The following is a 14,496-nucleotide window of genomic DNA, read 5'->3' as shown; positions in this document are numbered from 1 at the left end:
AGATCGCGAAAAGCCGGCTGACAGAAGGGTTCACGACGCCGACGCGCGCTCGGTCAGCACTTTCCAGGCGTGTGCGGCGGCCTGCTGCTCCGCTTCCTTCTTGGTCCGGCCGACACCCTCGCCGAGGCTCTCGCCGGCGACCAGCGCGGTCGCGGTGAACTCCTTGTTGTGGTCGGGACCGGTCGCGCTGATCTGATACTGCGGCGGACCGAACCCGCGCTCCGAACTCAACTCCTGCAGCGACGTCTTCCAGTCCAGCCCTGCGCCGAGGTTGCCGGCACGTTCGAGGCGCTCGTCGAACAGACGCAGGATGACGCGCTGCGAGGTCTCGAGTCCGTGACTGAGGAAGACCGCGCCGAACAGCGACTCCAGACCATCGGCCAGGATCGAGTCCTTGTCGCGCCCGCCGGTCATCTCCTCGCCGCGGCCGAGGAACAGGTACTTGCCCAGACCGCCCTCGTCCCCGAGACCACGCGCGACGTCGGCGAGCGCATGCATGTTGACGACGCTGGCCCGGATCTTCGCCAGCTCGCCCTCGGGTCGATCGGGATAACGCAGGTAGAGACGCTGGGTGATGACGACACCGAGCACCGAGTCCCCGAGGAACTCCAGGCGCTCGTTGGTCGGCAGACCGCCGTGTTCATACGCGTAGGAACGATGGGTCAGTGCCAGCGTCAGCAGGTCGTCGGGAATGTCGGTGTCCAGCGCGTCGAGCAGGGCCGCACGCGGACCGTCCGCACGCACGGCCTCAGTCACGATGTCGTTCCGGGTCGGGGTCGTTTGCGGCACCGTCCGTCGGCGAATCGTCCTTCCCGAGGTCGGCGAACTTGTCGGCGAGTCCGGCCCAGCGCGGGTCGATGACCTCGTGGGAGTGACCCGGTTCGGCGATGGCCAGACGCACCCCGCAGGTCTGGCACAGACCCTCGCAGTCCGACGAACAGAGGGGCGACATCGGCAGTTCGAGTGCCACGGCGTCGATGATCGACTGTTCGAGGTCGATACGGTCGTCGGCGATGCGATGGATGTCGTCGGCGTCGGTGGTCTGCTCGGTCGCGCTGTCCGGGTAGGCGAACAACTCGGTGAGGAAGACCGTCACCGTGCCGTCGATCGGCTCGAGGCAGCGCGAGCACTGACCGACGGTTTCACCGCACACCGTCCCGGTCACCAGGATTCCCTCGGACACCGCCTCCAGACGGAGGTCGAGGTCGACATCGGAATCCGCTGGGATCCCGACCATCTCGACGCCCAGCCGTTCGGGTGTCCGGACAGTACGGTGCACCTCCGACATCGTGCCCGGGCGGCGTCCCATCGAACGCACATCCAGCACGAAGGGCTCGCGCCTGGGAGTAGAACCGGGACCGTGCGACGGCTCTGATGTCACAGCATGATCAGCCACAAACGCCCACCATACGCTCGCACCCGGGAATGATCGACCGACGCCGGCGGCGTGTGGACAGCCGGGTCGACGAGCGTGTCACACCGCGAGCGGCGAACCGTGGTCGCGGTCGTAGGTGTGGCGGGCCGAGGTCTCGCGCGAGCGGGGATCGTCGCCACGGGACTCGCGCGAACGCGCACCGTCGCCACGCCCGGACTCGTCGACACCACGGGGGTACTCGACATAGTCGTGCATGCCGGCGCCGGTCCGTAGCTGGTGCCGACCCCGGTTCACCGATCGCAGCGTGCCGGTCAGGATCTCCTCGAATTGCGCGAGCTTCTCGTCCACGTAGACGTCACAGTCACCGCGCAGGCGGTCGGCCTCGGCGTGGGCGGCGTCGATGATCCGCTCGGCCTCGGACTTCGCCGCGCCGACGACCTCGGTCTCGGAGACGAGGCGCTGCTGCTCGGCGATACCGTCGGCCACCGACTTGTCGTAGGAGTTGTTGGCGGCGTCGATGGTGCGCTGCGCCTCGGCCCGCGCCCGGCCGGTGACGGCCTCGAACTCGCGCGCCGCGCTGGTCTGCAGACGGTGTGCCTCCTCGGCGGCGTCCTCCACCAGCGAGCCCGAGTGCGCGCTCGCCTCGTCGACCATACGGTCGGCCTGCGCCTTCGCCTCGGAGAGGATCCGGTCGGCCTCGGCGCGAGCGTGCGCGAGCACCGCCTCGGACTCCGAATCCGCCTTGGACACCGTCGTCTCGGCGTGCTCGCGGGCATCACCGATCAGCGTGTCACGCTGGTCGAGGACGTCCTGCGCGTCGTCGAGCTCGCCGGGGATGGAGTCCTTGATGTCGTCGAGGAGTTCCAGCACGTCGCCGCGCGGCACGACGCACCCGGCGGTCATCGGCACACTCCGCGCCTCTTCGACGATCGCGACCAGCTCGTCGAGAGCCTCAAATACCCGGTACACAGCCACCCCAATCCGGCGCTTGCCTGGTTGCAACAGTTGGTGATTCTGTGACTATTGTGCCGAATGTTGCGCTTGTGACTCGTGAAGCGCGTGGGGTGTGTCGCGCCCGACCGGTGGGTCAGGCCGAGCGCTCGCCGGACAACCGGCTCATCAGGCTCTTGTGGACATGTGCGGACAAGAATGGCGTCACGTCTCCACCCAACTTCGCCACCTCCTTCACCAGCGAGCTCGAGACGTGGGCGAATCGTGGGTCGGTCAGCAGGAAGATCGTCTCCACATCGGCGAGCTCGCGGTTCATCTGGGCCATCGGCACCTCGTAGTCGAAGTCGACGGCGGAGCGCAGCCCCTTCATGATGGTGTGGATCGACTCCTGCCGCAGGTAATCGACGAGCAGGCCCTCCCACCGGTCCACCCGCACATTCGCCAGGTCCGCACAGTCCTCTTCGATGAGTTCGATCCGCTCGTCCACACCGAACATGCCGCGCTTGTTGGGGTTGACCACCACGGTGATCACGACCTCGTCGAAACACGCCGCAGCGCGTTCCACCACGTATCGGTGACCGAGGGTGAAGGGATCGAAGGAACCGGGACACACTGCCGTCGTCATGGCCCGAACTTACCGGTCAGACCAGGCGGGCGATCTCCACCCGGGTGTCGCCATAGGACTTGTCGACGACCACCTCGTACTCGGATGGCCAGATCTCGCCGGTGGACCGCGTCGAGCGTTCGACGACGATCAGCGCGTCGTCGTCCAGGTGTGACCGCAGTAGCTCCAGGTCCGCGGTGATCCGGTCGGCCCGGAGGTCGTACGGCGGATCGGAGAAGACGAGGCCGAACCGCCGTTCCGCGGCGCCGGCGAGGTAGGCCGACACCGTGCGCGTATGTACGGTGGCGTTCGGGGCCACCCCACAGGCCCGCACGTTGGCGGATATCGTGACCGCGGCCCGGCGCCCGGAGTCGACGAACGTCGCCCCTGCAGCACCACGCGAGATCGCCTCGAGACCCAGCGCCCCCGATCCCGCGTACAGGTCGAGGACCCAGACTCCGTCCAGATCGGATCGGGCGGCCAACATGTTGAACACCGATTCGCGGACCCGGTCAGAAGTGGGCCGGGTACCCTCGCCCGGAACACGCAGTCGCCGCCCACCCAGCCGGCCGGCGATGATCCTCGTCATGAGGCCATTCTGCAATCCCGGAAGCCACCCGAACCAATCCGGACTCACGTCTTTGTGACCCGCTTCACATTGTATGTCTGAACAGGGACAAGGTAGGCGTTCCGCGGACCAATTTCCGCAGGTACATGACTTCTACGACACGCATTGTTAACGTCGTTTGCGTTATGAGCCCTTCCCAAACAAGAACGGCCCCGACAACAACCCTCACCGTCGATTACCGGGTTCCCACGGTCGACGACGGTATCCGCCTCTGGGAAATCGCTTCGGACTCTCAGGTTCTCGACGTCAACTCGAGCTACTCCTACGTGCTGTGGTGCCACGACTTCGCCACCACCTCGATCGTCGCCGAAGTCGATGGCCGCGCAGTCGGTTTCGTCACCGGCTACCGGCGGCAGAGCGACCCCTCCACCCTGATGGTCTGGCAGGTCGCCGTCGACGACGAGGTGCGCGGACACGGCATCGCGGCGACCATGCTGCACGAGCTGTTCGACCGCGTCAACCGTCAGGGCATGGTCGCCATGCACATGACGATCAGCCCGGACAACGTCCCGTCCCAACGCTTGTTCGCCTCGGTGGCCAAGGCCCGCGGACTTCGTTTCGAACGTCGAGACCTGTTCGCGGCGAACGCATTCCCCGACTCCCACGAGCCGGAAGATCTCTACATGCTCGAGCCGGAGATCCCCGAGCCCTGAGTCCTGCGCGATCCCGGTCGTCGCCATGACCACAGGGCCGACGCCTCAGATGCGGCACGCGCGCTAGGTTTCCATCCTGCCGACCCCGTAATCGGTAGTCCCGCATGACATCCCGACCAAAGGCCGACCCCAGCCCGTAGGGCTCAGCCGAACCCGGCGATCGCGATGAGGCGACCTCGAGCCGGGCACATGAACCCCACGTTGTCACACCAGAAGGAAGCACACGACATGCCACTTCTCGACACCCACATGGACGATTCAGTCTTCACCGCCCACGAATCCGAGGTGCGCAGCTACTGCCGTAACTGGCCGGCTGTGTTCACCACCGCCAAGGGCTCCTACATCACCGATCAGGACGGCCGCGAATACCTCGACTTCTTCGCGGGCGCCGGGTCCTTGAACTACGGCCACAACAACCCGGTCCTGAAGAAGGCCCTTCTCGAGTACATCGAGGCCGACGGCATCACCCACGGTCTGGACATGGCGACCGTCGCCAAGGGGAACTTCATCGAAAAGTTCACCAGTCACATCCTCGAGCCGCGCGGACTCGACTACAAAATCCAGTTCCCCGGCCCCACCGGTACGAATGCCGTCGAGTCGGCACTCAAGCTGGCGCGCAAGGTGACCGGTCGCGAGTCGATCATCAGCTTCACCAACGCCTTCCACGGCATGACGCTCGGATCGCTGTCGGTGACCGGTAACTCGATGAAGCGTGCCGGCGCTGGTATCCCGCTCGTCCACGCGACGCCCATGCCCTTCGACAACTACTTCGGCGGCGTCATGGAGGACTTCGCCTGGTTCGAGCGTGTGCTCGACGACTCCGGCAGCGGCCTGAACCGCCCGGCGGCGGTCATCGTCGAGACCGTCCAGGGTGAGGGCGGCGTGAACGTCGCTCGTGCCGAGTGGCTGCGGGCACTGTCGGATCTCTGCCGGCGACGCGACATCCTGCTGATCGTCGACGATGTCCAGATGGGCTGTGGCCGCACCGGCGAGTTCTTCTCGTTCGAGGAAGCCGGCATCAAGCCCGACATCGTCACACTGTCGAAGTCGATCAGCGGCTACGGGCTGCCGTTCGCGCTGACCCTGTTCAAGCCCGAGCTCGACGTGTGGACCCCCGGCGAGCACAACGGCACCTTCCGCGGGAACAACCCGGCCTTCGTGACCGCCGCCAAGGCGATCGAGACCTACTGGGCCGACGACGCGCTGACCCGCGACATCCATGCCAAGGGCGAGCGGATCCACGAGGTCTTCACCGACCTGTGCAACCGCTACGACGGCATCTCCACCCGGGGGCGTGGCATGGTGCGCGGACTCGCGTTCGAGGACCATACCGCCGCGGGCAAGGTCTGCGCGCAGGCCTTCGGCGCGGGACTCTTGGCCGAGACGTCGGGCCCGTCCGACGAGGTGGTCAAGCTGCTCCCGCCGCTGACCATCTCGCGCGAGGACCTCGACCGCGGCCTGTCCATCCTGTCCGATGCAGTCAAGGAGGTGCTCGGATGATCGTCCGAACCACTGAAGAAATCACCGGGACCGACCGCGACGTCGCCGACCCCAAGGGCAACTGGGTCTCCAAGCGCATCATCCTCGGCGGCGACAATGTGGGCTTCTCGTTCCACGAGACCACGATCAAGGCCGGCTCGGTCAACGAGTTCCACTACGCCAACCATGTCGAGGCCGTCTGGCTCGTCGAAGGCACCGGCACGCTCCTCGACCGAGAGACCGGCGAGACCTATCCGCTCGCGCCGGGCACGATGTACCTGCTGAACGGCCACGAGCGGCACACCGTCACCGCCGACACCGAGATGCGCATGCTGTGCGTGTTCAACCCGCCTGTCGTGGGCACCGAAGTCCACGACGAGAACGGCGTGTATCCGCTGGTGACCGTGCCGCAGCCGGCCGGCAAGCACGCGGAGACGCCCGTCACCTGACGGCTCTCGCAGACACCTCGAGTACGCACCCTGCCTATCCTGGGCAGGGTGCGTACTCGTCTCCAGCTCGGCTCCGCCCCGGCCGAACACACCCCCCTCGACGATGACGTCGCGGACCGGATCGCACTGGCCGCCGACATCCTCGCCGGACGCCGTTTCGCGGTTCTGACCGGCGCCGGCATCTCCACCGACTCCGGCATCCCCGACTACCGGAGTCCCGGCTCGCCGCCGCGGACGCCCATGACCCTCGAGATGTTCCTCTCGTCGCCGGACTTCCGACGCCACTACTGGGCACGCAACCACCTCGGCTGGCGGCACATGGACGCCGCGGTCCCCAACAGAGCCCATCTGGCGCTCACCGAACTCCAGCAGCGCGGGTGGATGTCGCGGGTGCTCACCCAGAACGTCGACATGCTGCACACCAAGGCCGGCACCCGCGGGGTCATCGAACTCCACGGATGCTACGGCCGTGTCCGCTGTGTGAACTGCGACTGGCGTATCTCCCGTCACCGGCTCGCCGGACAACTCGAAGAGATCAACACCGAGTTCGCGCGTCGGGTCAGCGGCCGCGGTGCCATCGAAGTCGCGCCGGACGCCGACGCCACCCTGTCCGACACGTCCGACTTCATGATGATCGACTGCCCGAACTGCGGCGGCATCCTGAAGCCCGACATCGTCTACTTCGGCGAGACGGTCACGAAAGACGTTGTGGACGAGGCGTATTCGGTGGTCGACGAGGCCGACGCCCTGCTTGTCGTCGGGTCGTCGCTCACCGTCATGTCCGGCCTGCGATTCGCGCGGCGCGCGCACCGCGCCGGCAAGCCGCTGATCATCGTGAACCGCGGGGTCACCCGTGCCGACGAGATCGCGACCTTGAAGATCGATCACGAGGCCGGTTTCGTGCTCCCGGCGCTGGCGACGTTCTGACCTCTGGTCAGCGGCCCACGACCACCAGATCGTCGGCGTGCACCACCGGACGCTGTAGTTCAGGTGGGAGGTCGCCGGTGGAGCGGCCGACCATCGACGCGATGTCGTCGACGCCGTAGGCCGCGACTCCCCTGGCCCGCACCGTGTCGTACTGGTCGACGAGTTCGACGACGTCGCCCTCGTAGAACCTGCCGGTGACCCCGACGATCCCCGCGGCGAGCAGTGAACGCCGCCTGCGCGACACCGCGTCCACGGCGCCGTCGTCGAGCACGATCCGACCCCGCGCGTCGGCGGCGTGACGCACCCAGAACCGACGCGCGGACAGCCGCTCGGGCCGGGCGGCGAACACCGTGCCCACCGAGGCGTCGGCCAGCGCCTGCGCCGCCGACGAGGCGGCCGCCAGCAATACGGGCACGCCGGCATCCGCCGACAAGCGGGCCGCGGCCAGCTTGGAGGCCATGCCACCCGTACCCAGCGCGCCGCCGGAGCCGGCGATCACCCCGTCGAGATCCTCGGGGCCGTTGACCTCGGGTATCAACCGGGCGCGACGGCCGTCGACGTCGACCCGGCGCGGATCACCGTCGTAGAGGCCGTCGACGTCGGAGAGCAGGATGAGCGCATCGGCACCCGACAGGTGGGCGACGAGCGCGGCCAGCCGGTCGTTGTCCCCGAAACGGATCTCGTTGGTGGCCACGGTGTCGTTCTCGTTCACCACCGCCACGGCGCCGAGTGAACGCAGACGGTCAAGTGTCCGTTGGGCATTCGCGTGGTGACTACGGTTGGAGATGTCGTCGGCGGTGAGCAGGACCTGACCCACCGTGCGGCCGTAGCGCGCGAACGACGTACCCCACGCATGCGCGAGGGCCAGCTGCCCGACGCTTGCCGCCGCCTGCTTGGTGGCGAGATCCGTGGGCCGTTTCTTGAGTCCGAGCGGGGCGATCCCGGCCCCGATGGCCCCCGAGGACACGACGATGACATCCGAGCCGGCCCGCATCCGGGCCTCGAGCGCGTCGGCCAGTGCGTCGAGGCGGTTGCGGTCGAGTCCCTCGGTGAGGTCGGTGAGTGCCGACGAGCCGATCTTCACGACCACGCTGCGCGCGTGCGCGATCCGGTCGCGTACCGACCCCTCGTGAACGCGGTCGGCGGAACCGGTGCTCACGGGAGGTCCCGCTCCCCGCCGTCCTCGTCCGGCAGCCCGCGCCGCAGGCGACGCGCCTGTTTGCGTTCGGCGGCGCCGACGCGATCGGAACGATCGAGCCGGATGTCGGTGCCGCGCCCGGTGACTGGGACGTCGTCGCCCATCGGCGTGGACGGTTCCCAGTCGAACGTGACCGCACCGATGGTGACGGGCGCACCCGGTTGTGCACCCCGCTTCACCAGTTCGTCTTCGACGCCGAGCCGGTTGAGCCGATCGGCGAGGTAGCCGACGGCCTCGTCGTTGTCGAACTGCGTCTGCGCGATCCACCGCTCCGGGCGCGAACCCCGGACGATGAAGCCGCCCTCGTTGTCCGGGTCGGTCTCGATCGTGAAGCCGGTGTCGTCGACGGCCTTGGGGCGGATGATCGCGCGCCGGGCGACCTTGGCGGGCTGGGCATCTCGGTATTCGCGCACCATCCGCGCCAGTGCGAAGGTGAGCTCGCGCAGACCTTCGTGGGCGACCGCCGAGATCCGGAACACCGGCCAACCACGTTCGGCCAGTTCGGGTTCGACGAGGTCGGCGAGCTCGGCGGCGTCGGGTACGTCCAGCTTGTTGAGGATCACCACGCGGGGGCGGGAGGCGAGGTCGCCGAGTCCGTGGTCGTCGTCGAGTGCCGGGACGTACGCGGCCAGCTCGGCTTCGAGCGCATCGATGTCGGAGATCGGGTCGCGCCCGGGTTCCAGTGTGGCGCAGTCGACGACATGCGCGAGCACCGCGCAGCGCTCGAGGTGGCGGAGGAACTCGAGGCCGAGCCCGCGGCCGGTCGAGGCGCCCGGGATCAAACCGGGGACGTCGGCGATGGTGAACACGTCGCCCGCGGTCTGCACGACCCCGAGGTTCGGGACCAGCGTGGTGAACGGGTAGTCCGCGATCTTCGGCTTGGCGGCCGAGAGCACCGACACCAGCGACGACTTGCCGGCCGACGGGAAACCGACGAGCCCGACGTCGGCGACCGACTTGAGTTCCAGGACCAGCGAACGCTGCTGCCCCTCTTCGCCCAGCAGGGCGAAGCCGGGGGCCTTGCGCGCCTTCGACGCGAGCGCCGCGTTCCCCAGCCCGCCGCGGCCCCCCTGCGCGGCCTCGAAGACCGTCCCCTCGCCGACCAGATCGGCGAGGATCGTGCCGCGCTCGTCGAGGACGACCGTGCCGTCGGGAACCTTGAGGACGAGGTCGCCGCCGGTGGCGCCGTCGCGGTTGTCTCCGGCCCCGGGCTTGCCGTTGGAGGCCTTCGCGTGCGGGTGGAAGTGGAAGTCGAGGAGCGTGTGCACCTGGGGGTCGACGACGAGCCGCACGGACCCGCCGTTGCCGCCGTTTCCGCCGTCGGGTCCGCCGAGAGGCTTGAACTTCTCGCGATGGACCGACGCGCAGCCGTGGCCGCCGTTCCCCGCGGCGACGTGGATGGTCACGCGGTCGACGAACCGAGACATCGAAATCCTTCTTCCGTCAAAAAAGAACAGGGCGGGCGGGGTACGCGATGACCCTGCCCGCCCTGTGTAAGAGCTTGTCGTGCCGGTTGCTCAGGTCAGACCGAAGCGGTTTCCGGGACGATGTTGACCGTCTTGCGGCCACGCTTGGAGCCGAACTCCACCGCGCCCGCGGCGAGCGCGAACAGGGTGTCGTCGCCACCGCGACCGACGTTGACGCCGGGATGGAACTTGGTGCCGCGCTGGCGGACCAGGATCTCACCTGCGCTCACCTGCTGGCCGCCGAAGCGCTTCACGCCGAGTCGCTGGGCGTTGGAATCGCGACCGTTGCGCGAGCTGGACGCGCCCTTCTTGTGTGCCATGTGTCAGTCCTCCTGAGGTCTTCTCGAAGCGGGTCGAACTACTTGATGCCGGTGACCTTGAGGACCGTCAGCTTCTGACGGTGACCCTGGCGCTTGTGGTAGCCGGTCTTGTTCTTGAACTTGTGGATGCGGATCTTGGGGCCCTTGACGTGGTCGACGACCTCGCCGGTGACCGAGATCTTGGCCAGCTTGTCGGCATCGGTGGTCAGGTTCGACCCGTCGACGACCAACGCGACCGGCAGGCTCACCGTGCTGCCGATCTCTCCGTCGATCTTCTCGACCTTCACAGTGTCGCCTTCAGCGACCTTGTACTGCTTACCGCCGGTCTTGACGATCGCGTACGTTGCCATCGAAGTATTCCTCTTACTCGTCTACTCGGACCCTGGGGGCGCGAGCGCTCCTGGGGCGTTTGTGTTGTGCGTGCCGGGGCGGGCCGCAGGGCACCCGGGCATGTGGCCGGGGAAGCTGCGGTTCGCACCAGAGGGCCTGCCGACGGACTACGCACCGTTGCTGTGCCGAAGCGGGCAGAACAGCGCAGACCCTCCGCGGGAGGCGACTTTCCAAGGTTACGGGAACGTCGGCGGTCGGGTCAAACTAGCCCGACCCGGGTCCGACGCGGCCCGGTCACCCGGATCAGTCGTCGGCCGGTGGCGGTCCCGCGGGACGGCCCGCGCTGCGCTTGCGCGGCCGGCGCCGTACCGCGACCGCCGCCTCCGAGTTCCCGGTGGAGACCGGACCCGAGGTCGTCACCGGCGTCTCCGCAGCGACATCCGCCGCGGTCATCACCACGGTGTCCGGCGGTGTGGTCGTCTGCGCCGGACGCCGGACGACCCGTCGACGACGCCGTGCGGCCGCCGGAGCCTGTCCGTCGGTGGCCGAGCCGGCCGGCTCTGGCTCCGTCTCGACCGCCGCAGGTTCGGACTCAGCCGATTCCGTCCCAGCCGAATCCATCTCAGCCGGTTCCGTCGCCACCGGATACGGCAGGGTCTCGGTCGGCTCGGCAACAGCGGTGTCCACCCGGCTGTCGGCCGTCTGCTGCGGCGACGACGCCTCGACGACGGGCTTCGGCGCGTCCTCGGCCCGACTCGTGGTGTCACCGTCGGTGGTCGCGCCGGACTCCTGGTCGTGTTCGTCGTCGTGCGCGTGCGCCGCCATCGCCCGGAACATCGGGTGTTCGGCCGGCTTGTGAGCGGGCGCGACGGCCGGGGCGACTGCCTCCGGTTGCGCGTCGGCCTTCTTCTTGCCTCGACGGGACCGCTTCGAACCGGCACCGTCGCCACGCGAAGAGTCGTCGGTCTTCACCTCGACGGGATTCGCGTGCACGATGATGCCTCGACCGCTGCAGGCGGTGCAGGTGGTCGAGAACGCTTCCAGCAGACCGGTTCCCAGACGTTTACGTGTCATCTGGACGAGGCCCAGCGAGGTCACCTCGGACACCTGGTGACGGGTGCGATCACGAGCGAGCGCCTCGGTGAGCCTGCGGAGCACCAGATCCCGGTTCGACTCGAGGACCATGTCGATGAAGTCGACGATGATCATCCCGCCGATGTCGCGCAACCGCATCTGCCGCACGATCTCCTCGGCGGCTTCGAGGTTGTTGCGCGTCACCGTCTCCTCGAGGTTGCCCCCCGAGCCGGTGAACTTGCCGGTGTTGACGTCGACGACGGTCATCGCCTCGGTGTGCTCGATGATCAGCGTGCCGCCGGAGGGCAGCCACACCTTGCGGTCGAGCGCCTTCGCGAGCTGCTCGTCGATGCGGTGCACGACGAACGAATCCGGCGCGTCGGCGTGCGGCTTGTCGAATTTCTCGACCCGCTCCATGAGATCCGAGGCCACCGAGCTGACGTAACCCTCGACCAGGTTCCAGGCCTTGTCACCTTCGACGACGAGCTTCTTGAAGTCCTCGTTGAACAGGTCACGGACGACGCGCACCAGGAGGTCGGGCTCCTCGTACAGCGGCTTCGGGCTCGACGACCCGCCCTTCTTGGCCTGGGCCACCGCCTCGTCGATGGACTTCCACTGCGACTCGAGGCGGGCGATGTCGGCACCGAGTTCCTCGGCGCTGACTCCCTCCGACGCGGTGCGGATGATGACCCCGGCCTCGTCGGGGACGAGCTTCGCCAGGATCTGCTTGAGACGTTTGCGCTCGACGTCGGGCAGCTTGCGGCTGATCCCGGTCGACGAACCGCCGGGCACGTACACCAGGTAGCGGCCGGCGAGGGAGATCTGCGTGGTCAGACGGGCGCCCTTGTGACCCACCGGGTCCTTGCTGACCTGGACGAGCACGTTGTCGCCGGGCTTGAGCGCCTGCTCGATCTTGCGCGAACCGCCGTCGAGTCCGGCAGCGTCCCAGTTGACCTCACCGGCGTAGAGCACGCCGTTGCGTCCGCGACCGATGTCGACGAATGCGGCTTCCATACCCGGAAGGACGTTCTGGACGCGTCCGAGGTAGATGTTGCCGACCATCGACGACGACGTCGCGGTCGTCACGAAATGCTCGACGAGGACACCGTCCTCGAGGACCGCGACCTGCGTGTAGTCCTCGACCGCGGCGTGCTCGTGCCCGTCGTTGCCGGAGATGCGGCTGTTCGCGCTGCGCTCTCGGACGACCATGACGCGGTCGACCGCCTCACGGCGTGCCAGGAACTCCGACTCGGTCAGGATCGGCGGACGACGCCGGCCGGCATCGCGCCCGTCGCGCCGGCGCTGACGCTTGGCTTCGAGTCGGGTCGACCCCGAGATGCCCTGCACCTCGTCGCGGGCGCGCTTGCTGCGCGGCTCGCGCTCGTGCACCACCGTGTTCGGCGGATCGTCGGGAGACGCCTCATCGGGTTCGCCGCCACCTTTGCGACGGCGACGGCGACGGCGGCGGCGAGTCGACGAGGAGTCACCGGAGTCGTCGTCATCGGATGCGTCTTCGGCGTCGGCGGAGTCGGCATCGTCACCGGACTCGTCGGCGCGGTCGCCCGTGGCGCCGGACGCCTCGGAGTCCTCCGCCTTGTCCGCACCCGAACGACGGCTGCGGCGGCGGGTGCGTTTGCCCGACGGACGGCCCTCCTCCGAGCGCGAGTCCTCGGCCGACTCGTCGGACGTGGTGTCCTCCGAGTCCGTGTCGGCATCGGTTGCCCCGTCACCGGTCGACTCGTCGGCATCGGACGCCTCGGCGTCGGACTCATCCGTGTCCGAATCAGAGTCGCCCCCCTGGTCTCCCCTACCGCGCCCGCGTCCACGACGTCCGCGTCGACGCCGGCGACTCCGGCCCGACCCGGAATCATCAGCGTTGGAATCATCGGCGTTGGAATCATCGGCGTCGTCGGCGCCGGATTCGTGAGGGGTCGAGACGTCGGCGTCCCGGTCGGCCGCAGTCGAATCATCGGCTCTCGACCTGTCCGAGCGGGCGGGCGCGTCCGCTGATGTCGAGGTCGAGGTCTCGGCAGCGACGGACTCGTCTGCCGGGGTGTCCGCCGACTCGTCCTTCGCGCCCGTCTCAGCGCGGGTCTTCGCACGACCCGAGCGGGCGGCGCGGGGCTTGTCGGCCGGGGCCTGAGGCTGCAGGAACAGCGGCTGCGCGCCGGTCGAGGCGTCGGTCTCCGCGGCCGGGGTCGCCACCGGTGCGTCGTACTGGGCGGCCGAGAACAACGTCGGGGCTGCGGTCGGTGCCGCGGGCGAGTCGTCGGCGGTGGTCTGTGCAGCATCCTCGGTCGATGCGACTTCGGCCGTCGGTGCGTCGTCGGCGGGCGCCGCTTCGGCGGACACCGCCTCGGTTGGTGCGGCTTCGACCGATGCCGCCTCGGCCTGTGCCGCGTCCGTCGGCGGGGTGTCGGCAGGGGCCTCGGCCGGCGTCGTGTCGGCAGCGGCGTCAGGCAGAGCCGCGTCGCCGGCCGGGGCGGCCTGCGGCGGCGTCTCGCCGGTCTCGTCGACGCCGGAGCGCACCCGTTCGGCCACGGCTTTCGCCAGGTCACGATCGACGCTGGATTGCGGGCTGCGGGTCTGCACGCCGAGATTCGCCAGGTGAGCCAGAACCTGTCGACTCGTGAGGCCCAGGAAGCGGGCCAGGGCGTGCACACGAAGTTTGCTGGGAAATTCTTCCGCCGATTCCGACGCTGCGTTCGCGTCAGCCGGCGACCCGTTGTCGGTCACTCAGTCTCCTCGAACCCCCGGGCGCGTCGGGCTGACGCGGCCACGCGAGGGTCTGCTCTGTGTCCCGGTCCTCGTCGGACCGGTGTTGTGTGGTCTGCGCGTCGTCGCGGCGGTCCGTCTCACGGGTCGTCTGACGACGCTCTTGCTGTGTCGATGACCGCGTCCCTGATCGCTTTCCACGCCACCGGGCACAGGCGGAACCTGAGTGTTCGCCCGCTGGCAGCAGGGCGAACTCGGTGGGGTCAGCTGCGGTTCCGTGGCGTCGCGGTGCGTCAGTGCCGCACCGCGACGCGCCGGTACCGGGGC

The 14,496-nt window shown here is 68.4% G+C and carries 14 protein-coding genes; 4 read left to right on the top strand and 10 right to left on the bottom strand.

What is annotated here, in order from left to right:
- Positions 1-30: 30 nt before the first annotated feature.
- From rnc to rsmD, 5 genes are all read right to left on the bottom strand, one after another.
- Entirely contained in the window at positions 31-756 is a 726-nt protein-coding gene (gene rnc / locus Q9R39_RS06450) for a ribonuclease III (protein WP_065628999.1), read from the bottom strand.
- Positions 749-1,381, bottom strand: a complete 633-nt coding sequence (locus tag Q9R39_RS06445) for a DUF177 domain-containing protein (protein ID WP_171011583.1) — start codon at positions 1,379-1,381, stop codon at positions 749-751. Before Q9R39_RS06445 ends, rnc begins: the two co-directional genes overlap by 8 nt.
- 93 nt (positions 1,382-1,474) lie before the next feature.
- On the bottom strand, positions 1,475-2,344 hold the full coding sequence (locus tag Q9R39_RS06440) for a DivIVA domain-containing protein (RefSeq protein WP_058250067.1): 870 nt from the start codon (positions 2,342-2,344) through the stop codon (positions 1,475-1,477).
- Positions 2,345-2,462: 118 nt separating this feature from the next.
- A complete protein-coding gene (gene coaD, locus Q9R39_RS06435; RefSeq protein ID WP_068972574.1) occupies positions 2,463-2,951 on the bottom strand; it encodes a pantetheine-phosphate adenylyltransferase in 489 nt (162 codons plus the stop codon).
- Between the two features lie 16 nt (positions 2,952-2,967).
- A complete protein-coding gene (gene rsmD, locus Q9R39_RS06430; protein WP_068972575.1) occupies positions 2,968-3,519 on the bottom strand; it encodes a 16S rRNA (guanine(966)-N(2))-methyltransferase RsmD in 552 nt (183 codons plus the stop codon).
- 164 nt (positions 3,520-3,683) lie between these two features.
- Here rsmD and ectA point away from each other — a divergent pair, with 164 nt between their 5' ends.
- The 4 genes from ectA to Q9R39_RS06410 all read left to right on the top strand — a co-directional run bounded on the left by ectA (position 3,684) and on the right by Q9R39_RS06410 (position 7,066).
- On the top strand, positions 3,684-4,211 hold the full coding sequence (ectA, locus tag Q9R39_RS06425) for a diaminobutyrate acetyltransferase (RefSeq protein WP_311277212.1): 528 nt from the start codon (positions 3,684-3,686) through the stop codon (positions 4,209-4,211).
- Positions 4,212-4,439: 228 nt separating this feature from the next.
- On the top strand, positions 4,440-5,711 hold the full coding sequence (gene ectB / locus Q9R39_RS06420) for a diaminobutyrate--2-oxoglutarate transaminase (protein WP_068972586.1): 1,272 nt from the start codon (positions 4,440-4,442) through the stop codon (positions 5,709-5,711).
- Complete coding sequence (locus Q9R39_RS06415) at positions 5,708-6,139, top strand: ectoine synthase (protein ID WP_058250063.1); 432 nt, start codon at positions 5,708-5,710, stop codon at positions 6,137-6,139. The genes ectB and Q9R39_RS06415 overlap by 4 nt, the downstream gene beginning before the upstream one ends.
- Before the next feature lie 48 nt (positions 6,140-6,187).
- A complete protein-coding gene (locus tag Q9R39_RS06410) occupies positions 6,188-7,066 on the top strand; it encodes a Sir2 family NAD-dependent protein deacetylase (RefSeq protein ID WP_068972577.1) in 879 nt (292 codons plus the stop codon).
- Positions 7,067-7,073: 7 nt separating this feature from the next.
- Here Q9R39_RS06410 and proB read toward each other — a convergent pair whose 3' ends face one another.
- From proB to Q9R39_RS06385, 5 genes are all read right to left on the bottom strand, one after another.
- Positions 7,074-8,225 carry a glutamate 5-kinase gene (gene proB, locus Q9R39_RS06405; protein WP_068972578.1) on the bottom strand — a complete coding sequence of 384 codons (1,152 nt, stop codon included), beginning with the start codon at positions 8,223-8,225 and terminating at the stop codon, positions 7,074-7,076.
- Entirely contained in the window at positions 8,222-9,691 is a 1,470-nt protein-coding gene (obgE, locus tag Q9R39_RS06400; protein WP_068972579.1) for a GTPase ObgE, read from the bottom strand. The genes proB and obgE overlap by 4 nt, the downstream gene beginning before the upstream one ends.
- 95 nt (positions 9,692-9,786) lie before the next feature.
- Complete coding sequence (rpmA, locus tag Q9R39_RS06395; protein WP_004019626.1) at positions 9,787-10,050, bottom strand: 50S ribosomal protein L27; 264 nt, start codon at positions 10,048-10,050, stop codon at positions 9,787-9,789.
- Between the two features lie 38 nt (positions 10,051-10,088).
- Positions 10,089-10,400 carry a 50S ribosomal protein L21 gene (gene rplU / locus Q9R39_RS06390; RefSeq protein ID WP_004019625.1) on the bottom strand — a complete coding sequence of 104 codons (312 nt, stop codon included), beginning with the start codon at positions 10,398-10,400 and terminating at the stop codon, positions 10,089-10,091.
- Between the two features lie 283 nt (positions 10,401-10,683).
- Positions 10,684-14,190 (bottom strand): translation initiation factor IF-2 N-terminal domain-containing protein, encoded by a 3,507-nt coding sequence (locus Q9R39_RS06385; RefSeq protein WP_068972580.1) that lies wholly within the window; start codon positions 14,188-14,190, stop codon positions 10,684-10,686.
- Between the last annotated feature and the right edge of the window lie 306 nt (positions 14,191-14,496).

This window comes from Gordonia sp. AC31, from assembly GCF_031844505.1.
Taxonomy (GTDB): Bacteria; Actinomycetota; Actinomycetes; order Mycobacteriales; family Mycobacteriaceae; genus Gordonia; species Gordonia hongkongensis.
Note: the sequence above shows the minus strand (reverse complement) of the source record. Positions and strands in the feature narration are given on the sequence as shown.